The organism is Methanosarcina sp. KYL-1 (assembly GCF_024372725.1).
Taxonomy (GTDB): Archaea; Halobacteriota; Methanosarcinia; order Methanosarcinales; family Methanosarcinaceae; genus Methanosarcina.
Window position 1 is genome coordinate 31800 of the sequence record NZ_VOUA01000011.1, and the last position, 22497, is coordinate 54296.

The window sequence follows — 22497 nt, forward strand, 5'->3', positions numbered from 1 at the left end:
TCCTTATACATACATACAAATTCATAATTATTTTTACATTATTGTTAATCATTTTTCCCTATTTTTAGTTGAATTATAGCAGGACCCTTCAATAGAAATAACGTATGAAAGGATTCGAATGCAGTTCCTCAAGAAACTATAACCAGGGCTTATGATGCTTTTCTTTCCCGTTTTTAGGGAGGTTTCGCGGGTCCATGCATATTTAAAATGAAAAAAAGGTGTTTTTCCAAAGGCATTGTACTCCAAACTTAAGGTTCTTGCGCCCTTCTTAAAAAATGGTTATGTCTTTGCCTTTTGAATCCGTGAAATTCTGGCCTCCATTTTGAGATCTTAAAGGCGTATCATACGTTTTTTCATACAATAAGATCATATGGTAACATTTAATAATATGCTAAATCTCATTATTTCCATAATTGGAGGCGAAGATCCTGCATAATTATGAAGCATCATATCATAATTTTAGCTCCTGATGCCCTCTTAACAAGCAAAAAAAGCTTACATAATTACAAAACTTAGGTCGTTCCCTCCTACACAGCAGGAAAGTGGATTCCCATGAAAAAATGCCTGGTATTTGTTCTGTTAATTCTCCTGGTCCCGGTTTCCGAAGCCCGTTATTCCTATGAAGGCATGCCTTTTGAAATGGATGCTCAGGGCACCATCCAGGGAAATATGTACCTCAGCGGAGGACACGGACTCGGTTTTCCTCCATACTCCCAGAGTTTTGACGTCCCCGGGGGCTCGGTCCTCTGGGCCCGTTTGTATGTCGGGGTCTGGGGCGGAACGGAAAACTATGAGGGCTGGGTCCAGCCCGGTTTCAATGGGCTCCAGCTTGAAAGGCTGCCACTCTCCGGAGAATGCGATGAAAATGATAATGTCTACTGTTCGGGGCATGGGGTTTACTGGGTCTCATATGATGTAAGCTCCCTTGCAAAAGCCGGGGAAAATACGGTGGAAATCCTGACGAGCAGAGGCGAACCCGGAAACAGGCTGGATGGAAGGGTCTATGGGACCGTGCTTGCGGCGGCTCTGGAGGACCAGAAGGCTCCGGTGATTTCCTACCAGATCTATGCAGGCAACGTAAACCTGCATGGGATGAGCCTGAGCGGGAGCAGTGTGAATGTCAACGACTTTGCAGGTGTTAATTTCAGCCCCGTTCCTGACCCGGAGAGCATAAAGGATGCAGAACTTTCGGTTGTGTACCTGAGCGGCTCGAAGGGACTGCCCGATTACCTTGAATTTAATGGCGAAAGGCTCGGGACTCCGTCTCAGTACCTTTCGAATGAGAGGTATGGGGGGGTGGCAACGGATATCGCCAATGAGGTGAGCTATGATGCCCTGGGAGGCAGCGGAAGCCCTGGCAGCTACTTTGACATAGAGGCGTTTGATGTGCTTGAAAAATTGCAGGCTGAAAACAGGGTTACCTTTCTGAGAGGATCGGACCTGGACGGGAATGGAGAAATCGATAGCTGGGAAGGAGAAGACTATGTGCATCCTGTCCTGGCATCCCTTGTCCTGATCCGCGGGACAGCTGGAACTCCGCTCCCCGACTTATCCCCGGAGCTGGCAATCAGGGAAGAAGCCCTGGTGGACGGGGAGGATGCGGAAATCCCCTTTATAATACACAACCCCGGAGGGCTATATAATGAAAATTGTACGGTAAGCTTCCGGGTTGACGGGCAGGAGGTTTCCACCGCAGCTTTTCGGATGGATGCAAGAGGGGTATACAGTTCCTCTTTTACCTGGCCTGCGGAAAAAGGGGATCATGAGTTTGAGCTTGCAGCGGACCCTGAAAGTAAAGTGAAGGAATCGGATGAAGGAAACAACGTTTGTAAGTATGCAGCCCATGTCAAATCGGGACCCGAACTCTCGGTTTCCCTGGGGGAACCCGTAAAAGTCAAAAATGGTGAAGGGGTTTCGGCAGTTTCGGCTTTTTTCCTCTTCCCGTTTGCTCTTTTAGGGGTGCGGAGGAAAAAAACACGTGCCCTCCTCTTGCTTGCAGTCCTTGTATTCGGGCTTTTCGGGGGGTGCGTTGAACAGGAATCCGAAACCAAACAGCTCACATACCTGGTCCCGTTAAGCATAACTAATAGTGGAGAAGCGTCTGCCCGGGACTTTAGCGTGAATCTCTATCTTGATGGGGAAAGTGTGACCGTTATGGATATTCCGGAACTGGAAGGTAAGGCTTCAATTTCCGAGGAGCTGCATATTAAAACAGAGAAGGGAGAGCATACCCTGAATTTAAAGGTGGATGAAAGCAACCGTATAACCGAGTCGGATGAGGAAAACAATGAATGTGAGATCTTTTATAATTTTACTTAATGTCCTGCTGCTGCTCAGCTTGCCTGTTTCGGCTTCCTATGCAGGGGACAAGCCCCTGCAAACTGCCCTTCATGGTAAACACCCGGGAGCACTTGATTTTTCCCTGGGGGACGGCAGGTACAGCGGGGAACTGACGTACAATGACAGCTATACCGTTAATTTCAAGGTCGATCCCCCTGCCGGCAGTTCCATAAAATTTGCAAGGGCTTATGTTTACTGGGGCTGGAGCAAAAAAGGGCTTGAAGGCATCTATCCGGAGTTCAGTGCCTCCCTTATTCATGAAGGTACTTCCGTGCCCCTTCCTGAGGGACAGAGGTATGCCGACAGCAAGGGCTTTGCATCCAGGTATGACTTCTTTTCAGGCACGGATGCTTATGACCTGTCCGGGGTGATTTCAAAATCCGGCAGCTATTCGGTCTCGCTTGTGAATACCGCCGGGGACGGGAGCACTTTTTGCGTACAGGGTATCGGGCTTCTCCTGGTCTATGAAAGTCCTGAGCTGCCAGTTGTCGAATACTGGATCTCCGAAGGCTGTGACATGCTGTATGCCGAATATGGGATAGATCCCGAAATGGCCACAACGACTGCTTACTTTGAAGGGGAAATTGACCCCCGGGACGTTTCAGATGCACGCCTGATAACGGTCTCTCCTTCTGGAGGCTACAGTTCGGGCACCGGGGCCAGGAGCAAGCTTTTCTTTAATGAGAATACGAAGCAAGTTCCCGTCCTGGGCGAGATCATACAGCTCCTGTTCGGAAGTGGAAAAAGCTGGAAAAATGTGTATGTGACAAACGAAACTGCCCAGGTCGCCCTGGACGAAAGGCAGGTGGGAGATTATCTGGAATCGGCAGGGAATTTTGCCAGCATCCAGGACAATGGGGATTATCTCCTGGCAACAAATGCAATACTCTTGCTTGAATTTGAAGGGCCTGAAAAGGGAACCAAAGCAGGGGCCTGAGCCGCGGCCATGCCCCCTCGGAAAAGGAAGCTGATATTTTGCAGGAAGGGATGAAAATTGAATATTGTTGAAACCATGGACCTCTCTAAATTCTATAAATTTGATTCGGGGCTGCGCGTGGAAGCCCTTAACGGGATAGATGTGGATATCGAGGAGGAGGAATTTGTTTCCTTCATGGGGCCTTCAGGGTCCGGAAAGTCCACGCTGCTTAATATCATAGGCTGCCTGGACAGGCCAACTGCGGGCAGGGTTTTCATAGAGGGCGGTGAAGTTGACTACGGCAATTCCTCCGGTCTTGTCCGGCTGCACAGGCAGACAATAGGTTTTGTCTTCCAGGCTTTTAACCTGATCCCAACAATGAACGCCCTGGAGAATGTCTGCTACCCGATGTATTTTAACAGGGTCGGGCGTTCCCTGCAAAAACAGAGGGGAAACGAGCTTCTCGACCTGGTCGGGCTGGGGCACCGGGCGCATCACCTTCCCTCCGAGTTATCCGGGGGGGAACAGCAGAGGGTTGCCATAGCAAGGGCGCTTGCAAACAGCCCCAGGCTTATTCTGGCAGACGAGCCCACAGGAAACCTTGATTCAGGTACCGGTAAAAAGATCACGGCTCTTATGAGAAAAATTAACCGGGAGCAAGGGGTCAGTTTTGTCGTTACGACCCACGACCCTGAAATGGCCATGGCTGCGGACCGGGTAGTGAAGCTAAAGGACGGAAAACTCACTGAATGAGATTTTTCAAGCAGGATGCCGGAACTTTCCCTCTGAAGCAGGTCCGGGTTGCTGGTCATGGATAACAGTTCTGGAAACGCTTCAGAGACGAAAAAGCCTGTTTTTTCTGGGTATATTTTCTCGGGAGAGAACTTCAGAGGGCTGTCAGCTTTTGTATTGAAAAGTGTTTTTTCCCTCCCGTGAACATCCTGTCAGGATGCCATGTACCGGGGGTGCTTGCTTATGTGCTTCCTTCTTTTAAAATCCAACTTTCTAAATATATAAACTAAATAATCGTTGAATAACTATATACAGGTTTGTGTTTTTATTTAAACGGACAATTTTAAGTTGACCTAACTCTGGTGAATTGGTTGGATGTGAACAGATGAATAGAAATAAAGGATCGAAGTTTGTTAGTTTGTTTTTGATTGTCCTTTTTTTTGGAGTCATACTGGTTCCGGCGGCAGGGGCTGCTCCGGGGAAAGACCCAGGTAAGGAAGACGGTGGGGAAAAGAATGTTGATGATTCCTCCTGGGAGGAATGGAAACAGGCCCACACCGTGGAAGTAGAGGTGACAACGGTTTACAATTACAAAAAAGATGGGAATTTCGAAATTACCGAGACTTATTCCGGAGAGAAACTTAAACAGAAGTTCAAAGTCGATAAATTAACAAAATCAAAATCTTTTACAGTTCCCTCGGGGAAGCAGGTAACTGTGAATACGCAGGCAGGTCCTTTTGAGATGCAGCCGGGGGACCGTAAAGAGGTCCTGTCCGAGAAATCCGTTGTCCTGACAACCGCCGATGACCCTTATTCATGGTCGGAAGTTACTGGTTCAACATCTGTCTCTTATCCTCAGTGGACATGGTCAAAAGTCCTGTGGTTCTATGAACTCGAAGACCCGATAAACCTTATCTGGGAGCAGAGTAACCTGAAAACAGTTAAAAGTGTAATCCTGAAGCAAAGGTGGACTGACAACCCCTCGGAATACACTCACTACATCTCATATCCTGACGGGACCTGGGTACGCGGGGACGGTGTGGCCGACAGCAAGTACCGGGTGCTCGGAGGCTATCATGCACGGCTCTGGGAACTCCCGGGCGGTGCGGTGGTAGCAAATGCCCACCATGACGATGACATATTCATCCTTCCCGGGCACCAGGTGGACAGGTATGAAGCCGCTGAAGGTAAAGTTGCAAGCTTTTTCAATACCTGGTCTGTCCTTCAGGATTATATTTACCTTGCTAACCCTGTTGGAACTCCCGGTTATGAGCCATATAATGACGGAAAGGCAACCCTTATCACGTAAAAAGCAGTATGATGCGCGGGGCTTTCCTGTCCCGCTTTTTTTAAAACTATTTTTCAGTCAGTGTTTAATCAGTATATGCTTACTCCCTTCACGCTTGGCAGGTTCAGGATATCGTCCACAAGGTCTCCGGGGACTTTCTGGTCGGTGATGATGGTGAGCCTGGGGTTGTCCGTGAGGTAGGGGTCGTCCGAGACGGCCTGGCGGATACTAACGTTATGCTGCGAGATCAGGCCTGCAACTTCCGCAAGGATACCAACATGTGCGGCATCTTCGGGGATGATGATGATTACTCCGAGGCCGAGGGCCGGGGCCACGTCTCTTAAGAAGGGGATTGAGTGGACATTTCTAAAAATCGTGCTTAAAAGTTCGTCCGAGACTATGGTCTTTGTGGTTGCGTCAACAACCCTCCTATCAACTCCGGCTTCCTTTGCGAGCTGAGTGTGCGCTATCTCGATACTTCCGGAAGTTACCTTTCCTTCCTCGTTTACCTGGAATCCGCGTTCAAAAAGCAGTTTAAGTACTTTTGCCTGCGCCGGGTATTTTTCAAATTTTTTGAGTAATGTCTGCCACATATAAATGCAATCTTAAGTTGGGTCCAATGATATAAAGCTTACTGGTTAATTTCCGGTTCCTGTCTCAAAAAAAGCTTTTCGAGGCCATATTCCTGGGTTCGCGGCGTTAACCGTTCCGGCGTTAATTTGATGTACATGCAGGACACGAGTTTCATCATGGAAGTTTCCAGTTCGGGCAGTACGCACAACTCCGGGAAAACAAAGTACCAGCTTCTTCTGATAGCCGACCTCAGGAAAGAAATCGGAATGGCTCTCAGGCTTGACCCTGAGAAAATTGCAGCCGAAATCGAAAAAATCGGTTTTTCCTGCCAGCACTGCGGCAAGTGCTGCAGGCGGGCTTTTGGGGACAACAGGGTCGCAGTTATCCCTGAGGAAATCGAAAAGATCCGGGACCATACAGGCCTCTCAAAACTTGAGGTCGCAGGCCCTCTGGTGCCTGAAGTCTCTTCCCCTGCCGAAGGGGATGACGAAAATGAAAATGCCGGAGACGAAGGCTTTTCCGGAACCGGTGCCGGAGAAGACTCCAGTCTTTCCGACTTTCCGGGCTTTCTTGAGCTTCTGGAAGAAGACATCGATTCCGAGGGCAACATCCATGCTTTTGGCTGGATGGTCAGGCGGAAAAGGAACGGAGACTGCATCTTTCTGGAAAAAGGGACTAACCGGTGCAGGGTCTATCCAGTGCGCCCCATGCTCTGCAGGACCTATCCCTTTTACCTGGAAGGGCTGAAACTGTACACCTGCGAGTGTGAAGGGCTCGGGTGTCCGATTTCCAGGGAAGAAAGCCGAATACTCGCAGAAGCCCTCCTCTTCAGGTACGTTTCCGAGCTTGAGGACATGCTTGCCATGTACGAAAAGTTTGAAAATTTCGAAAAAGGGGATAAGGGGCCGGAAATTGCAAGGAAAAATGCTGAAAAGGGCACATGTACCTATATCGTCCACGACAGCAACGGGGCTGTAAAAATTATCGATTGACATTGCAGGCTTGAAATGTCAGTTAAATGTCAGTCAAATGTCAGTCAAATGTCAGTTTAATGTCAGTTAAATGTCAGGGATTCCTTTCAGGTCCCTGATTCCTTTATTTTTCTCCGTTTCCTCTGTTTTTTCCGGACCTGTTGAGTTCTCTGGCTTGCGCTTAATCCCCTGACTTCCTTTTTTTCTTAATTCTGGACATACATATTCGGTTTTGAACAGGTTTTTTCGTCTATGCTCCGGTAATGGCCATCATTAAATTTATTAATTAGAAAGCGCCAGTTATCCCCATGACCGGAATGTCTGGTAATGACAAGCGTCCGATGACCGTTTCGGAGAAGATTTTTTCGAAAGCCTCCGGAAGTCCCGTAAAAGCCGGAGATTTCGTGCTGGCAAACATAGACCTGGCAATGACTCATGACATTACAGGTCCGCTGGCAGTTCAGGGCTTTTACGAGATAATGAAAGACCAGGAAGAGAAAACAGTCTGGGACCCCAAAAAAATCGTGATCATATTCGACCACCAGGTCCCTGCGGATTCGATTAATGCCGCGCAAAACCATATCATGCTCAGGAAGTTTGCGGCAGAGCAGGGCATTTTAAACTACGACGTGTACGAAGGGGTCTGCCACCAGGTCCTGCCCGAAAAAGGGCATGTGCTGCCCGGGGACCTGATTGTGGGTTCGGACTCCCACACCTGTGCGTACGGGTCTTTAGGGGCATTTTCTACCGGTATAGGGTCAACTGACATGGCAGCTGTCTTTGCCACCGGGAAACTCTGGTTTAAGGTCCCTGAGACCTTCCGCTTTGAAATCGAAGGCAAACTGCCGAAGCGCGTTTATTCGAAAGACCTGATTCTCCACCTGATAGGGGACGTCGGGGTAGAAGGGGCCAGGTACAGGGCTGCCGAGTTTGCAGGCTCTACTGTCCGTTCCCTGTCCGTTCCCGAGCGCATGACCATGTCCAACATGGCAATTGAGATGGGAGGAAAGGCAGGTATCATAGAAGCCGACGAAGTGACTGAAGCTTACCTCAAAGAGCGTGTCCCGGGTTACGAGCTTGACCCTTACTGGAAGTCCGATGAGGATGCAGTGTACTACGATGTCCGGCACTACGATATCTCGGATCTGGAACCCCAGATAGCCTGCCCGCACAATGTAGACAACGTAAAGCCGGTAACTGAAGTCGAGGGCACGAAAATCGACCAGATCTTCATGGGGTCCTGCACTAATGGCAGGTTCGAAGACATCAAGATCATGGCCGACATCATGGGCGATGAGCCTGTGGCAAAGGGCCTGCGCCTCCTTGTCGTTCCCGCTTCAAGGACCGAGTACATGAAACTGCTGAAAGCCGGGTACATCGAAAAGCTCATGAACGCCGGCGCAATCGTGGAATCTCCCTGCTGTGGGCCTTGCATGGGCGGCTCTTTTGGCCTCCTCGGGGCAGGGGAAGTGGGCCTTGCTACTTCCAACCGCAACTTTAAGGGCAGGGAAGGCAGCGCCGAGTCCTTCGTATATCTCTGTTCCCCGGCAACCGCGGGCGCATCCGCCCTTACCGGAGAAATCACCGACCCGAGGAAGGTCTGAGAAACTTCACTTCCTCTTATTTTTATTTTTGAAAAAAAAGGTGTTAGAATGCCGGATGCCGACTTATCCATTTTAAACAGGGTGTATGACATCATTCTGGACCGGAAGCAGAACTATGACGAACGTTCTTATGTCTGCAAGCTTTTAAACCATCGCAAGGGCATGAACAAGATCCTTGAAAAAGTAGGTGAGGAGTCCATCGAAACGATTCTTGCGGTAAGGAACGAAGACCACGCAGAGATCGTCTCGGAAACCTCTGACCTGATTTTCCATGTCCTGGTAATGCTTGCGGCAAATGACATAACCCTGGACGAAATCGCAGCCGAGCTAAGTGCCCGTCATGTGAGTATGAAAAGGGAGTAAAAGGGTCTTGAAATAAGGAATTAAAATAAGGAATTAAAATAAAATACTGAAGTTTCGGGGCATTGGCCCCTATGTTTTTCAGTACACTGCGAGTTCATTCATCACGTCAGTTTTTGAGAGGGTGCCTTTTGGCACTCCATTTATCGTGACAATCAGCCTTCCAACGTTGTATTTATGGAAGAGTTTCACGACATCGTAAAGCTGCATGTCTCCGTCTACGGTGATCAGCTCTTTTGTCATTATATCCTTTACTTTCACGTTGAGCTTGCCCTGGGCAATGGCATGGGCTATGTCGGTATATGTAACGATCCCGACTATTTTTCCCTTGTCTTCTACTGGAGCTCCGTGTACGTTGTTCCGGATAAAAAGCCTTGTAGCTTCCTGGATGCTGGCGTTTACGTTTATGAGCATCGGGGGGTATTTCATGTAGTGCTTGACCTGCTTTTTCGGGAGGGATATCATCTCGTTGATGTTGAAGAGGATCGAGTTATTGGTGTCGTCTCTTCCGGTTACCTCTCCCCGGATAATCAGCCGGTTTACGGGCGTCGGGCCCACCTGGATTTTGTCATCCATTATGAAGTCCTTGATGTTCCCTATTACCCGGATTACGCCGTTGCACATGTCCGGGTTGCGGACGGTCGTAAAGCTGATTTCGGCGGCAGTGGCCCCATTTACGATCACGTTGTTCCTGTAGATCGGCACAACGGACTCGTTTTTTAACTGCTGGATCCGCAGGGAATCGTATGCGGCTCCTGTGGGCTTGTACCCTCCTTTGGGCCCGGGTACGCCTTCCACCAGTCCTAATGCCTTTAAAAGCTGCATCTGGTTGCGGATAGTCCCGGGGTTGCGCTGGATGACTTCTGCGATTTCTTCCCCTTTGATTGCCCGGTCCTTTTGCCGCTGAAGATTGATTAATGAAATAATAATGTCTTTTTGAATAGGAGTGAGTTCCATATAACCACCATCAATTTCATATACATGTATTCGGATGATGTATAACGCCTATACATCGATAATAATCAGTCATAATAGTATTTGCCATAATTAATGATTATAAATCCCTACTACAAATTATAATTACAAATATAAAAAGAGTCCGGTTCTGCTTTGTGTATACCAGTGGAGTTCATAACTTACATTTAAGCCTATTGTTGGGATTTGTAATTACAATTATAATAATAAACCAGTAATGTCATTATCTGTTCCCTGATACTTCGATCTGTACAGGGAAAAATGATATTTGGGACAAAAATGATATTTTCTGGAAATTTGTACCTGAAAATTTCTGATGATGCGGCATCCCCTTGCCTGAAGTTTAAAAAGATTTTTCCGGATAGTTTTCCGGCACTCCGAACTTCAAGCAGATAATTTCAAACTTCATGCGGAAAGAGGCATGATTAAAAAGTCTGATCGAAAGTTTGAGGCTAATCTGAAAAAATTAATAAAGGAGAATCGGAATTCCACCGGGAATCCCATAAATTTTTGCTTACCTGATTTCGCTTCGCTGAACGTTTAATTTAAAATAACTGTATATAGTTGAAAGGAGCCTGTAAAGGGTCTGAATAATATGATATTCGAGAAAATTCACACTGTTCCTACTTCCGATGAATTAACTAACAAAGCATTCAAAAGGGCATCGAGGGCGATGTCCGGGAAAACAATTGATGGGAGGGAAAGCCGGCTCAAGGCCAATGAGTCCATGATGCTGACTGCTGCAAACATCTTTTCCGATAACCTTGCAAACATTGTCAGGCGTTTCCCCAGTTTTGAACATTTGCCCCGCTTCTATTATGAACTTACCGACATCCTTGTGGGTGTGGAGAAGCTCAAGATGGCCCTGGCCTCCGTGGACTGGGCAAGCGGGAAGATCCATGAAGTTTCCAGGGTCTACGTCGGAAAAATCCGGGATGCTGAAAGCCCTGAAACTCCCCGAAAAGAGGCTTTCGGGAGGATGGCATCCATTATCAAGTCAATCAACAAGGACCTCCTCTTCTTAAATGAGGCCAGAAACATCTTGAGGAAACTCCCTGAAGTTCTGGAAGAGCCCACCGTCGTGGTTGCGGGCTATCCTAATGTTGGGAAGTCCAGTTTTGTCACAAGAATTACCGGGGCAACCCCGGAAATCGCGCCCTATCCCTTTACTACAAAAGGTGTGACAATCGGGCACTTTACCCGAAATATGGTCCGCTACCAGGTAATGGACACCCCCGGGCTTCTTGACCGTCCGATGTCCGAGAGGAATGATATCGAACTGCAGGCTATTACCGCGATCAGCTATCTGGACGCTGTTGTCATGTTCCTCATGGACCCCAGTGAAAGCTGCGGGTACGAAATCAAAGACCAGATGCGTCTCCTTAAGGAAATCCGGGAAAATTTCAACCTCCCCGTGCTGGTTGTTGCAAACAAGGCAGACAGGCCGGAATTCCAGAAACTTGATGAAGTCCAGTTCAACATCTCCACGATTACCGGGGAAGGAATTGAAGAGGTAATGGAAAGGCTGCTGGAGATGATCGAAGAAAAGCGCCTCATTTCCACGCCGGAGCCGGATGAAGAGGCAGAGGCCTGATTCCTGAAGGGAGCCCGGCCTGAAGTTCAAGCTGAAACTTCAGGCCCGACTTCTTCCAGCAATTAAAATAATTCAAGTAATTTAATAAGTCAAGTAATTCAGATAATTCAAGTAATTTAATAAGTCAAGTAAGTCAAATGGGCAAACTAAATTTAATAAGTTACTTAAGTCAAATGGGTCAAATAAGCCCGAGTTGAAGCAGCAGGGCCAGTAAGACCAGTATCAGTCCTGTTGCCAGCCTTATTTCCACGCGCCTTTTTTCCCTGAATTCCGTAACCGCCGTCGGGCTCAGCCCGAAGGAGAGGAGAAACCCCAGGATAATTACCGGGAGCAGCAGGCCCAGGTTGTAAAGCCCGAGGTATATTGCTCCTTCCGTGACATTGGTTTTTGTTGACAGAAAGCTCAGGACTGAGAGGTAAATTGCCCCCACGCAGGGGGCCTTGACCAGGGAAAACATCCCCCCTGCAAGGAAGGACAGCAGCAGGAGGTTTCTTTCCCCCATCCGGCTCATGAAGTCCTTGAGGGCTTTTGGGGTCCTGAACGTGGATTTTGCATGAGTCTTCAACCAGTATGCGTCGTAGAGGTGCCAGAGCCCGAGGACTCCGGTCAGAAGTACCGTCAGGGTGGTAAAGGTCCTCCGGATTCCGGGCAGGAAATCAATCGTCCCCAGGATGCTTAACCCGGCAAACATGTACATGGTGAAGATCCCTGCCGAAAAGCCGGCGGTAATCTTCAGCATCTCCTTTTTCCCTCCCTGCTGGGAGAGGGTAATCGAAGCCAGAAATGCCATTACAGCAAGCAGGCAGGGGTTGAAACCTGCAAGGATGCCTGCTGTCAGGATTATGAAGGGGTTCAACTTGCTGGCGGTTTCGTTTTGCCCGGCAGGTTTTTCCGGTCCCGAAACACCGCTTTCGGGAGTCATGGGTGCGGAGGGCGGGTTTTCTATGGCTTCTATCAGCAGGGCTTCGAACAGGGTTTCATTTCCCCCGTAGTCCTGGTATGCGATTACAAAACTCCGGTTGACCACGACTGCAGGGACAGAGCTAATCCCGTATTCCTGCATGAGGGAGTAGTCGGCCATTATCTCATGGCTGGAATAGTTGATGTCCGGATACCTTTCAACAACTTTTGTCACAACCGGAAGGGCCTGCTGGCATTTAAGGCAGCCTTCTTCGTAAAAATAATCCACATAGACAGCTTCTGCCTGGCCGGGGGAACCAAAAGCCGGGCTTAGCAGCAAGAAAGAGCAAAGGAGCAGCCCGAGTATTCCCTTAATGGCATGATGTAGCTGAACAGGTTGTTCTTTCATAGTTCTCTTCTGAAGCCATTTTCGTGGAAACATTCAAAACTTCTCCCGTATCCGCGGAAACGTAGCCCTCGATAACGTACAGGGTGTTTACACCTGCACAGGCACAGGTCCTTTCCAGGATCTCAACCTTCCAGACATCTTCTCCTTCCCGGACCGTGCTCCCGTTCAGGTCATACGCGGTATTGCGGATGAGTGTGGTTTTTACGACCCTCCACTCCGGCACCCTGAAGTGCTCCGAGATGTATGTCGAAGCGATGGAGTCGTTGGCCACGTTTTTTATGGCCCCGGATGCGCTGATGTTGAGTTCCAGGCCAGCTTCATCCCGTTCATTGCCTGGAAAATCGTGGACAGGTATGACATTCAAGGCAATGATGCCGATAAGAATAACTGCCGAAATGACTGCAAACAGCTCTCCGCTTTTCACATTATTCCATTAGAATGACCTGAATATAACTTTTACCAAAATCCATACGATTTCTCTTTTTTATATAATTTTCTTTTTGAATCCGGGACGTTGGAGAAAGAAAAGAGCAATCAAAATGGCTCTCTGAAAAGAGTCACTACGAAATTAGCTTCTTGAATTAGCTTTCTTGAATTAGCTTTCTTGAATTAGCTTTCTTTGATTCAGCTTCCTTGCTATTTAATAAAAGATGTAATCTCTTGCAAGGAAGTCTGGGAAAACAGTGGGAAAGTAAGGAAGTATTGGAAAGCAGGTGGAAACTTAAGAAATTACGGGGCAGCAGAGGGGAACGGAGGGATATCTGCCTCCGCCAAACCTGCTTCTTTAAGCCCCTTTTCCCTTTCAGAGGACTTTTTCCATAATGCCAAGTGCTTTTTCAATGTCTGCCATGGATGCTGCATAGGAAATTCTTATGTAGCCGTCGCCTCCGCTTCCGAAAGCTGTCCCGGGTACAACTACCACTCCGTTTGAGATCAGTTTGGAAGCTACTTCTGCGGAGTTGGAGACTTTCGGGAAGGCGTAGAAAGCCCCTTTGGGGAGCGGGCATTCCATTCCAAGCTCATTGAGGCCTTTTACCAGCACGTCCCTGCGCTTCCTGAACTCTTCGCGCATGGTTGTGACCGAGTCCTGCGGGCCTGTCACGGCAGCGTGGGCGGCTTTCTGGGCGATGGAGTTGGCGCAGGCCTGGATGTACTGGTGCACCTTAAGCATCTGGGCCGTATACTCCTGCTTTGCGGCTACGTATCCGAGCCTCCACCCGGTCATGGCATAGCTCTTGGAAGTTGCGTTTACCGTGATTACATTGTCCGAATAACTGGCAGGGCTTACGTGTTCCCCTTCGTAGATGAAGTATTCGTAGACTTCGTCCGAGATAATCGTTATTCCGTGGTCGTCGGCAATTTCGGCAAGGGCCTTGATGTCGGCCTTGCTTGCAACGGCGCCCGTGGGGTTGGAGGGGGAGTTAAGGATAATGGCCTTTGTCTTCGGGGTGATTTTCTCGAGCACGGTTTCCGGCTTCATGGTAAGGTCTTCTGCAAGGGGGACACTTACGGACTTTCCGTTCAGGATCTCGACAAGGGCGTTGTAGGATACGAAGCCGGGGTTTGAGATAAGGACCTCATCTCCCGGGTTCAGGAGGGCTGCCAGGGCGATTGCCAGGGCTTCAGATGCCCCTGAGGTGACGATTATTTCCTGGGGGGATACTGAAAACCCGTTCTCCTCCTGGAACTTGCGGCTCAGGGCTTCCCTCAGTTCCGGGATTCCCGGGCCCACGGTGTAGCCTGTAAAACCTTCGTTTATGGCTTTGATTGCTGCGGCCTTGATATGCTTCGGGGTGTCGAAGTCAGGCTGCCCCAATCCGAGGTTGATGGCGTTTGAGCCTGCAGCTTCGAAGATCTTCCGGATCCCTGATGTGTCTATCCTGAGTACGTTCTCTGAAAACTTCATGTCCTTCATGTCAGACCCTCCTGCTCTTATTCCTGCCGGTTTTTATGTTTCCTGCCAGTGGGTTCCCATGCCAGCGGCCCGCAGGCTCAGGATGTCCCGGCCTTTTTCGGGCTTTTGTTTCAGGGTTTTTATTCGATATTCGTGTGCCTTGACTTGAGTTCGGCTTCCGAGGCCCCTGTAAGCATAATCAGCTGGGCGATTACCGAGTCCAGGAACACAAGTGAGGTGATCTCAAAAGCAGTTCCCAGGGGAGGCAGGTTTTTGTAATCTCCCCGCATGTTCCTCTCAAGGTAGCCTCCTGCGTCGAGGTCGTTTTTGGCCTTGCTCGGGAGAACCATGGCTATGTCCGAAATCCTGCCGAGTGTAGACTCTTTTTTGGAAGTGACCGTTATCAGGGGTGATCCGATATCCTTTACGATTTTCCCAAGGTCAGCTATGGAACGGGTTTCCCCTGACCCTGAGATCGCAATCACGACATCTTCCTCGCGCACGGCCGGGGTGGTGGTCTCTCCGACAACATACACGGTAAACCCGAGGTGCATGAGGCGCATGGCAAAAGCCTTGGCAACAAGCCCTGACCTTCCGGCACCCATTACAAAGACCCTTTCGCCTTCAAGGATTTTTTTGAGCATGCCTTTTATGGCTTCCTGGTCAAGCTTGCCAATCACGTCATTTAGCTGATCCACAATCAATCTCATTGATAACAGTACATCTTCGCAGTCATTTACCTGAAATTCTTTCATACGAGTTCTCCGAAAAAAATATTGGGGCAACTCCCCAATTTCCTTATCGATAATAATCAATTGGTTAGCGCTTGATTTACCGATCTACATCAAATAACTAACGATGGTTCCTTAAATTATTTACTAATCTAATGAAAGTCCTTTAACTTATTAATGACAGTTCATTAAATTATTCGTGTATAATCTCCCCGAAAGCTTTCGAAAACCTTTCGGGAAGGGTATCCGGGCAAATTCCCGGAAAGCTTCATGCAATTGCTTCTGCTACTTCTGCTGCTTCCGCTGCAGGCCCGGGTTCTATGAGGGGGCGGGCGTGTATCCGGACAAATTCCCGGAAAACTTCCTTACAATGCCTCTGCGCATGTCGGTTGCCTCTGCGCATGTCGACCTTTTATCGGGAGCTTTGCGGTTCCGTCTTATAATTGATTGCCTTCAGTTCCCAGCTTTCAATATTGCTTCTGAATTCCTGGTAGAGCCGCTGTATGTCGCAATCGCTTCCGTTCCAGTAGAAGTCTTTACGCACGTCTCCTCTCCGGAGTTCTTCAACAATAAATTTGGATAAATGAAAAAGGGCTTTTTTGCTGGAAAATGGGATACTGTAGTTCACCCGATATCCGCCTGAGGTTTTCCCGTAGGAAACCAGTGTGTACCCCTTGCTTTCATATTCGGTGATGTCATCAAAATCGCAGATAATCTCAAACTCATGAACGGTGGAAGGGTCCACTTTTGAGATCCCTAAAAGTACCTGCGCTATGATGTAATCGGGAACCTTACGTCCGAACCATACGGCAATCTTTCCGTAGGTACAGATCACATTGACGTCGTTCCTGCCCATCTCAAAGGAACCGAGGGACTGGGGAGGGAATATTTTTACTTCCAGGTCTTGTGTCTTCTGGGCACACATTGTTTCCACTTCATTTATTCACTTGCAGAGACAAGTGCACTGATAAGGTTCCGGTCCTTTTTGAGGGTTTTGAGCTGGTTTGCAGGTCCTATCACAGTGAGCCTTTTATTACTCTGTTTTTTGAAGAATTTTCCCAGCAAGGAGGCGTCCGTATTTGCGGGGTAGCTCTGCATCTCAATTCCAGAAAACACATCCGGCTGGATGGCCGACATTGTCATTTCGATGAGCTTTGCTTCCTCCATAGGGTTTAAGCCCTTTTCAAGCACCAGGATTTTTCCTTTCCTTACCTCGTCGATGATATAGCGGACTTTTTCCATCGAAGCCATCTGGGATATCTTGGCTTCGGATACAAGATCCATTTGAATTCCCTGCATGTCGATCACCCGAACTGTTTTGCAAGTGCTTCATAAAACGAGTCCATTCCGACTCCTTCAAGCGCTGAGACCGGAACCATCGGGTGCTGTGGGAAGGCTTCCTTGATAACTCCGGGGTCGGCATCCGGAAGGTCAACCTTGTTTGCAACTATCAAGAGGGGCAGGTTTCTGGCTTCCATATTCCCGATTACCGTCACATTAACCTGTGTGTACGGGTTTTCAGTGGAGTCCATGACCAGGATGACCCCGTCAAGGTCTTCGAGCCACTTAACGGCTTCGATCACACCTTCCGTTGCTTCCTTGGACCTTTTCTTCGACTCGACATCGTTCATCCCCTGCTCCATGAAATCATGGAAATCGATTTTCGTGGCAAGTCCGGGGGTGTCCACGATATCAAGGGTGATTGTGTGCCCGTTTGCTTCGATGGTGAGGCCGTTCCGGCGTTTTGCATGCCTGGTTTCGTGGGCGATATGCGACACGGAGCCCATGGTTTCCTCATTCCCTACCCAATCGTGAAGGATCCGGTTGCTGAGGGTTGTCTTGCCGGCGTTAGGGGGTCCGTAGATTCCTATACAAGCTCCCTTTTTCTTAAACATCTTATTAAAGATCTTTGAAAAGCTTACCTTAAATCGTTTTATCATACTCATTGCTTCCCTCCGTTGGGAAAGGCATACACCTAAGGATTTTCGGATTGCTTTCCTTATGAGTGGATGGTGTTTTGCACAACTCTGCTATCTTAATCGACCCATGCATATAAATAATTTTCATTTGTTGAGTCCAGGAAACCGCAGAAATTGAAGACACTCGGCTTCCTCTCCGGTATAAGCCCTGGATATAATAAGGATATTTGCACCCTTTCTCATATGGAGGCGCAACTGCCTCCGTGAAAATAACACCAGGATATAAATAAATTTCTTGTCAAATGCCTGTTTTCCGGGAGTAAATTCCTTGAAAGGCTTTATTTTCATGAGGAACTTTCATGTCTTCCGCAAATACTTTTCCCGAGTGTAAAACTTTTTTTAGGTGCGTACAGATTCTCTGTATGTTCCTTTAAATAACTTCCTATAACTTCCTATTTCCATTCCGGATTCTAACAATAAAAATGACTGTTAACAACACAGGTCCGACCCTCAGTATGTCGTTTTCATCCGGGTTGCGTCTGTGTTTCTAAAATGCCTTTTTAGCCTTTTTCCCGTTATTCAGCCTTTTTCTCGAGATTACGGTACGAAAATTCCTGTCTTCCGGGTTTTGCGTTTTTTCCTTTTTCCTGGCACTTCAGGGCAAATTAAGGCGTTTTTTCTGCAGATGTGCTCAACAATCCATATATGCACCTCAGGAAGAGCGGTTTTTGCCGGATCTCGCCGCAGGTGCTTACCTGTGTTTCACGGTACGGTTATTTTGCTTAACTCTGAACTTAAGCGCTATTCCTATATTTATCTTTTTTACTTTTTATGGAAGGGGCTTCAGGGGAGCAGTATTTTTTTCTTTTTCGGCAGTATTTTCCTTTCCCTCGTGGCTTTGCTTTTCCCGGGCAGGGCCTTTTCATTTGTCCCTTATGGAGGAATTTATGGCTACTTCGGCTATGTTTGAGCCCAGGTCTCCTATCCTGGAGAGGCTGTCCACAACCATCCCGAGGGATATCATGGTTTCGTGGGATTCCAGGTTGAGGATGGATGCGTTCAGTTCCTTTACCCGGGGCCGCATGCTGTTGATGCCGTCGATTACCTTGTTGGCAAGGGGTGTATCCGCATTATAAAGGGAATCCATTGCCTGCTTCACAAGTTCCATGTAAGTGTTGCTTAGGTCCTCAATCTCTTCCATTACATCGGCACGAACAGCGGTTTCCAGCTTTGAGGCAACGTTTGCTATCCTCTGGGCGTGGTCTGCGATTCTTTCCAGGGGGCTTGCCGCCATCCTGAAATCGTGGTATTCCTCGATACTTGTTTCCGAGGAGTCGGGTATCCTGCCCCCGCAAAGGACGGACCTGAACTGCTTGGAGATCATGAGGTACAACCTGTCTACCTCGTCATCCCTCTGGCTCACGTCCAGGGCAAGGTCGTGGTCAACAGTCCGCAGAGCCCTTATGGCATCCTCTTGCATGGAACTTGTGATCAGGAACATCCGGTGTACGCCTTTTTTGATAGGGAGTTCACTGGGGTTCAGGAGGTCCTGGATGACCACGCAGTTTGCGCTTTCCTCGATGATTTCAGGGCCGATCAGTTTGTAACATACCTTCCGGATGATCTGTTTCTGTTCGGAAAGTATCCTCTTTGAGGTGAATTCTATCCTGTCGTAGCCATAAATGTATGCGGCAATAATATCCCTTTCAAGGGCGTTTCCTTCACAGTCGGTAATGTCGATCTTTTTCGTCTTGAGCGCTTGCCCTTCCAGGATCGGGTCAATCACCAGTTTCCCGTCGGGTTGGGTCAGGAGGGAAACCCGCATTCCGGTTTTGATTCCTACTTTTTCAGCCCACTGTTTGGGGAGGGAGATAATGAATGTGGATCCGCCGGTCTGTTGAACTTTTCTGGTCTCTATATTAATTCCCCTTTTTTACTTAATGAAGTTAAATATCAAGATTTGATACTATTTGCTACATATTTATAGTATATATCTATTGGTAGTGCTCTAAGGTCATATTATATATAGCAATTGAATCTACTATTTATATTTTTAAGATTTTTAGGTTTTCAGAAATAAACATATAAAATAAACTTATAATTATTGGTACAACTGTAAAACTTGAATTTATTCATGGTTTCTGCGGGCAGTAAAAATTATTAAAGAACAGCGCGTTCTGGGGCTGGATGACGTTTGAAGGGCATGCCTGCGCTTCCGGGGCAGGGACGATTATAAACGCCATAGCAACCTGGAAAGGCGCAGCATTCGGGATAGACTTAAAGACCTTTGCAAAAGTGGAACTTTTCGAAGGTGAAACCGGGATTTCCGGCTCAATCGAAGGGATGCCTGAGGGAGACACCCGGCTCATAGAGCGCTGTGTCGAGCTAACCCTGGGGCAGTTAGGGCTCGAACTCGGGGGCACGGTAAGGACCGGGAGTGAAATCCCCCTGGCTGGCGGGCTTAAGAGCAGCAGTGCGGCAGCAAATGCAACAGTCCTGGCAACACTGGAGGCAGTTGGTGAGGCCCTCCCTCCCCTTGAAATCGTTAAGCTGGGGGTCAGGGCTGCAAAAGAAGTAGGAGTTACGGTAACCGGGGCTTTTGATGATGCCTGTGCATCCTTTTTCGGGGGGGTCGTGATCACGGACAACCGGGAAATGGAGCTTGTCAAAAGAGAAGAGTTCGAGTCAAAGGTACTGATCTTTGCCCCTGCCAGGAGGGCTTTCAGTGCCGATACCGATGTAAAGCGCTCCCGGCTTATTGCCCCCTATGTGGAGCTGGCTTACGGGCTTGCCCTTGAAGGTGACTACGAACGCGCCATGACTTTAAACGGTTTCCTTTACTGCGGGGCGCTCGGTTTTGATACCGAGTACATGCTCAGGGCCCTGGAATGCGGGGTAAAAGGAGTCAGCCTGTCCGGGACCGGCCCTTCCTATGCCGCCCTTGTGGGCCAGGAGCAGGTAAAAGAGCTTAAACAGGCCTGGGAAAGCTGCGGGCTTGAAGGAAAGGTCATAGAGACCAGTATAAATAACAGGGATGCAATAACTTTAAGCAGGGAGGTATCCTTTTGAGTGAGCTTGAAGCTGTCCGCAAAGAGATTGAGGTAATTGACCGGGAAATCCTTGCCCTGATTAATAGAAGGGTCAACCTGGCTGAAAAGGTTCTGGAATCAAAAAGAATAAATGGGACCTCCATAAATGACCGTAAGCAAAATGAAGTCGTGCTTAACCGTGCCGTGAACGCCGCAACCGAACTAAACCTCGATTTGGGGTCCGTAAAGGCGATTTTCGAAATCCTTATCAGGATGAGCATCGAACGCCAAAAAGAGTTGAGCGGCAAGGGAAACCTTCCCTGAGCGGCCCCGATAGGAGTAAAAAATGGTCGATATTTCACTGATTATGGGTTCAGAATCCGACAGGTCAATAGCCAACCGGGCGATTGCTGTTCTGGAAAAAAGCAAGTACACGTTCGAAGTGAGGGTAATATCCGCTCACAGAAACCCGGATGAGCTTGACAGTTACGTCGCAGGTACCGATGCAAAGGTCTTCATTACGATAGCAGGCCTATCGGCAGCCCTTCCGGGAGTGGTGGCTTCCAGGACAAAAAAGCCGGTAATAGGTGTCCCGGTAAGCGCAAAACTCGGAGGACTTGACGCCCTCCTCTCCATAGCCCAGATGCCTCCGGGCGTGCCTGTTGCCAGCGTGGGAGTTGACAACGGCGCAAATGGCGCACACCTTGCCCTGAGGATTTTGGATTTAATCGATAACGAGTAACTTCCATTCTTTAAGAAGTGCCTCCTGCCTGAGGCTTTATTATTTCCTTTTTCTTTTCCGGGCCAGTTAATGTATGCCATTTCTGATTTTTTGCTGCTTGAAATAGCCAGTTCTGATATTCCTGTTCTGGTTTTTTGCTGCTTGAAATAGGAAGGTTTTTTGAAGCTGTGCTTTTTGAAAAAGGACTTCGGCTCTATGCAGCCAGCTCAGGATTAGTTTGGGGGTGGGCACCTGAGTGGGAGTAGTGGGTGGGGATGGGGGGTAAAAGAATCGGTTGAGGTTTACAACAAAAAACAGTTTTCTCAGATGCCCATTCATTCTAATATGTTACATTATATATAAAAAAGCAGTTATACTGCAGTTTTTATGGACTTTTTGGAAGTACTTATATTTTTGAAGTAAGATTTCCGTTTCAAGTCCTGAATCTTGCAGTGGAAAAAGTTCAGTTCCCGGTGGGGATGCATTCCTCCGGCTTTTTGCGGGAAGAGGGGCCGGAGTTGCCGGCAGCCAGGGTCGTAGCCCCAGATAGGGCTGTTCTGGGCTGCTTCGGGTTTCCGGGATATATGTGAGTATTGTCTCAGTTCTTGTCGACCAGTTTTGCCTCAAGGATTTTTAAGACACCCGTGTCGCCAACCCATTCGATTTCGGTTTTCAGGATTTCTATGCGTTTTTTGAAGAAGGGTGCGTCAAGGACGAGGGTCTCGTACTCTCCGCCTTCCCCTGCCATGTGTACCATACGCCTGCGGTTCAGGGCTTTTAAGTTTTCAATGGAGTTGACGTTAATGGGCCTGCCCAGCCAGGACTCATCCAGCCCGTCGGCTGCAACCCTGACAATCCGGATGTCGAGCACCTTTATCATCTCGTGGAGCAGTTCTTCAGGGTCCCTGTGCCAGAGAGGGGCGTAAACTTCAAGCCCAAGGGAGTCGCAGATCTTCTGCACCCTGCTTGCCTGGTACTGGGACTCGATGGCGCCTACCGTGACCCCGTCAACGTCCACTTTCTTTAAGGCGAGGGTCAGGTCGTCCAGTTCAAGTTCCTTGATCCCGCTGGACTGCTGCTGGATAAGGGGGATTTCACAGGCCTCGGAGATCAGTTTGACCATGTGGAGGTTGATGGAGTGGTACATATAGGAGTCATCCCTGGCAGGGATGATGTTTATGAGGTGTGTGACCTCGTGCCCTTCCTGGAGGGCCTTGTATATGGCGAAGATCGAGTCCTTGCCACCGGAAACCAGTGCTGCGAGTTTCATCTGCATCACATTTTTCATATCTTTATCTCTATTTTTCTAAATTGGGGGTTTACATTTCGGGCCTTATGTCTGCCGGGTCTGTATGCTTACTTAACTTTTATAGTGTTCTGTTTTTTTTTCGCCGGCTGCCTTTCCGGGAGGGGTCCGTAAGGGTTATGAGAGGTTTATGAGAGGTCTATGGAAGGGTTTGGAAGGGTTTGGAAGGGTTTGGAAGGGTTTGGAAGGGTTTGGAAATGTTATGGAAATGTTATGGAAAGTTTATTGAAGCCTG

General features: G+C 48.4%; 24 protein-coding genes. 12 read left to right on the top strand and 12 right to left on the bottom strand.

Going from position 1 to position 22497, the window contains the following annotated elements; genetic code table 11:
- The first annotated feature begins 552 nt into the window (after nt 1-552).
- From FTO70_RS09275 to FTO70_RS09290, 4 genes are all read left to right on the top strand, one after another.
- Nucleotides 553-2319 (top strand): CARDB domain-containing protein, encoded by a 1767-nt coding sequence (locus FTO70_RS09275; RefSeq protein ID WP_255335473.1) that lies wholly within the window; start codon nt 553-555, stop codon nt 2317-2319.
- The gene (locus FTO70_RS09280; RefSeq protein ID WP_255335474.1) at nt 2288-3277 is read left to right on the top strand and encodes a DUF3344 domain-containing protein; all 990 of its coding nucleotides are present in this window, start codon (nt 2288-2290) and stop codon (nt 3275-3277) included. Before FTO70_RS09275 ends, FTO70_RS09280 begins: the two co-directional genes overlap by 32 nt.
- 57 nt (nt 3278-3334) lie before the next feature.
- Complete coding sequence (locus tag FTO70_RS09285) at nt 3335-4009, top strand: ABC transporter ATP-binding protein (protein WP_255335475.1); 675 nt, start codon at nt 3335-3337, stop codon at nt 4007-4009.
- 364 nt (nt 4010-4373) lie between these two features.
- Entirely contained in the window at nt 4374-5297 is a 924-nt protein-coding gene (locus FTO70_RS09290; protein ID WP_255335476.1) for a hypothetical protein, read from the top strand.
- Between the two features lie 68 nt (nt 5298-5365).
- On the opposite strand, the gene FTO70_RS09295 is transcribed toward FTO70_RS09290, so the two are convergent.
- On the bottom strand, nt 5366-5869 hold the full coding sequence (locus FTO70_RS09295; protein WP_255335477.1) for an amino acid-binding protein: 504 nt from the start codon (nt 5867-5869) through the stop codon (nt 5366-5368).
- Nucleotides 5870-5998: 129 nt separating this feature from the next.
- Here FTO70_RS09295 and FTO70_RS09300 point away from each other — a divergent pair, with 129 nt between their 5' ends.
- The 3 genes from FTO70_RS09300 to hisE all read left to right on the top strand — a co-directional run bounded on the left by FTO70_RS09300 (nt 5999) and on the right by hisE (nt 8787).
- On the top strand, nt 5999-6841 hold the full coding sequence (locus FTO70_RS09300) for a YkgJ family cysteine cluster protein (protein ID WP_255335478.1): 843 nt from the start codon (nt 5999-6001) through the stop codon (nt 6839-6841).
- A 296-nt stretch (nt 6842-7137) separates the two neighbouring features.
- Nucleotides 7138-8424: a 3-isopropylmalate dehydratase large subunit gene (locus tag FTO70_RS09305; protein WP_304364460.1), complete on the top strand. Its 1287-nt coding sequence runs from the start codon at nt 7138-7140 to the stop codon at nt 8422-8424.
- A gap of 48 nt (nt 8425-8472) precedes the next feature.
- Entirely contained in the window at nt 8473-8787 is a 315-nt protein-coding gene (gene hisE, locus FTO70_RS09310) for a phosphoribosyl-ATP diphosphatase (RefSeq protein ID WP_255335479.1), read from the top strand.
- Between the two features lie 78 nt (nt 8788-8865).
- On the opposite strand, the gene FTO70_RS09315 is transcribed toward hisE, so the two are convergent.
- Complete coding sequence (locus FTO70_RS09315; RefSeq protein WP_255335480.1) at nt 8866-9741, bottom strand: CBS domain-containing protein; 876 nt, start codon at nt 9739-9741, stop codon at nt 8866-8868.
- A gap of 613 nt (nt 9742-10354) precedes the next feature.
- Here FTO70_RS09315 and FTO70_RS09320 point away from each other — a divergent pair.
- On the top strand, nt 10355-11353 hold the full coding sequence (locus FTO70_RS09320; RefSeq protein ID WP_255335481.1) for an NOG1 family protein: 999 nt from the start codon (nt 10355-10357) through the stop codon (nt 11351-11353).
- A gap of 178 nt (nt 11354-11531) precedes the next feature.
- Here the strand turns inward: FTO70_RS09320 and FTO70_RS09325 are convergent, their stop codons facing one another.
- From FTO70_RS09325 to FTO70_RS09365, 9 genes are all read right to left on the bottom strand, one after another.
- The gene (locus FTO70_RS09325; RefSeq protein ID WP_255335482.1) at nt 11532-12662 is read right to left on the bottom strand and encodes a cytochrome c biogenesis protein; all 1131 of its coding nucleotides are present in this window, start codon (nt 12660-12662) and stop codon (nt 11532-11534) included.
- Entirely contained in the window at nt 12625-13086 is a 462-nt protein-coding gene (locus FTO70_RS09330; protein WP_255335483.1) for a hypothetical protein, read from the bottom strand. Before FTO70_RS09330 ends, FTO70_RS09325 begins: the two co-directional genes overlap by 38 nt.
- A 378-nt stretch (nt 13087-13464) precedes the next feature.
- Nucleotides 13465-14577, bottom strand: a complete 1113-nt coding sequence (locus FTO70_RS09335; RefSeq protein ID WP_255335484.1) for a pyridoxal phosphate-dependent aminotransferase — start codon at nt 14575-14577, stop codon at nt 13465-13467.
- 119 nt (nt 14578-14696) lie between these two features.
- Complete coding sequence (hxlB, locus tag FTO70_RS09340; RefSeq protein ID WP_255335485.1) at nt 14697-15311, bottom strand: 6-phospho-3-hexuloisomerase; 615 nt, start codon at nt 15309-15311, stop codon at nt 14697-14699.
- 244 nt (nt 15312-15555) lie between these two features.
- Nucleotides 15556-15690 (bottom strand): hypothetical protein, encoded by a 135-nt coding sequence (locus FTO70_RS09345; RefSeq protein WP_255335486.1) that lies wholly within the window; start codon nt 15688-15690, stop codon nt 15556-15558.
- 9 nt (nt 15691-15699) lie between these two features.
- The gene (locus FTO70_RS09350; RefSeq protein WP_255335487.1) at nt 15700-16212 is read right to left on the bottom strand and encodes a hypothetical protein; all 513 of its coding nucleotides are present in this window, start codon (nt 16210-16212) and stop codon (nt 15700-15702) included.
- A 14-nt stretch (nt 16213-16226) separates the two neighbouring features.
- Nucleotides 16227-16586 carry a DUF2073 domain-containing protein gene (locus FTO70_RS09355; protein WP_255335488.1) on the bottom strand — a complete coding sequence of 120 codons (360 nt, stop codon included), beginning with the start codon at nt 16584-16586 and terminating at the stop codon, nt 16227-16229.
- Between the two features lie 5 nt (nt 16587-16591).
- Complete coding sequence (locus FTO70_RS09360) at nt 16592-17233, bottom strand: Era-like GTP-binding protein (protein ID WP_255335489.1); 642 nt, start codon at nt 17231-17233, stop codon at nt 16592-16594.
- Between the two features lie 895 nt (nt 17234-18128).
- Nucleotides 18129-19124 (bottom strand): phosphate uptake regulator PhoU, encoded by a 996-nt coding sequence (locus FTO70_RS09365; RefSeq protein ID WP_255335535.1) that lies wholly within the window; start codon nt 19122-19124, stop codon nt 18129-18131.
- Between the two features lie 269 nt (nt 19125-19393).
- On the opposite strand from FTO70_RS09365, the gene FTO70_RS09370 reads away from it, so the two are divergent.
- From FTO70_RS09370 to FTO70_RS09385, 4 genes are all read left to right on the top strand, one after another.
- Entirely contained in the window at nt 19394-20275 is an 882-nt protein-coding gene (locus tag FTO70_RS09370) for a shikimate kinase (RefSeq protein WP_255335490.1), read from the top strand.
- A complete protein-coding gene (locus FTO70_RS09375; protein ID WP_255335491.1) occupies nt 20272-20559 on the top strand; it encodes a chorismate mutase in 288 nt (95 codons plus the stop codon). Before FTO70_RS09370 ends, FTO70_RS09375 begins: the two co-directional genes overlap by 4 nt.
- 22 nt (nt 20560-20581) lie before the next feature.
- On the top strand, nt 20582-20977 hold the full coding sequence (locus FTO70_RS09380) for an AIR carboxylase family protein (RefSeq protein WP_255335492.1): 396 nt from the start codon (nt 20582-20584) through the stop codon (nt 20975-20977).
- A 431-nt stretch (nt 20978-21408) separates the two neighbouring features.
- A complete protein-coding gene (locus FTO70_RS09385; protein WP_255335493.1) occupies nt 21409-21546 on the top strand; it encodes a hypothetical protein in 138 nt (45 codons plus the stop codon).
- A gap of 8 nt (nt 21547-21554) precedes the next feature.
- Here FTO70_RS09385 and FTO70_RS09390 read toward each other — a convergent pair whose 3' ends face one another.
- Nucleotides 21555-22226 carry a diphthine--ammonia ligase gene (locus FTO70_RS09390; protein ID WP_255335494.1) on the bottom strand — a complete coding sequence of 224 codons (672 nt, stop codon included), beginning with the start codon at nt 22224-22226 and terminating at the stop codon, nt 21555-21557.
- Between the last annotated feature and the right edge of the window lie 271 nt (nt 22227-22497).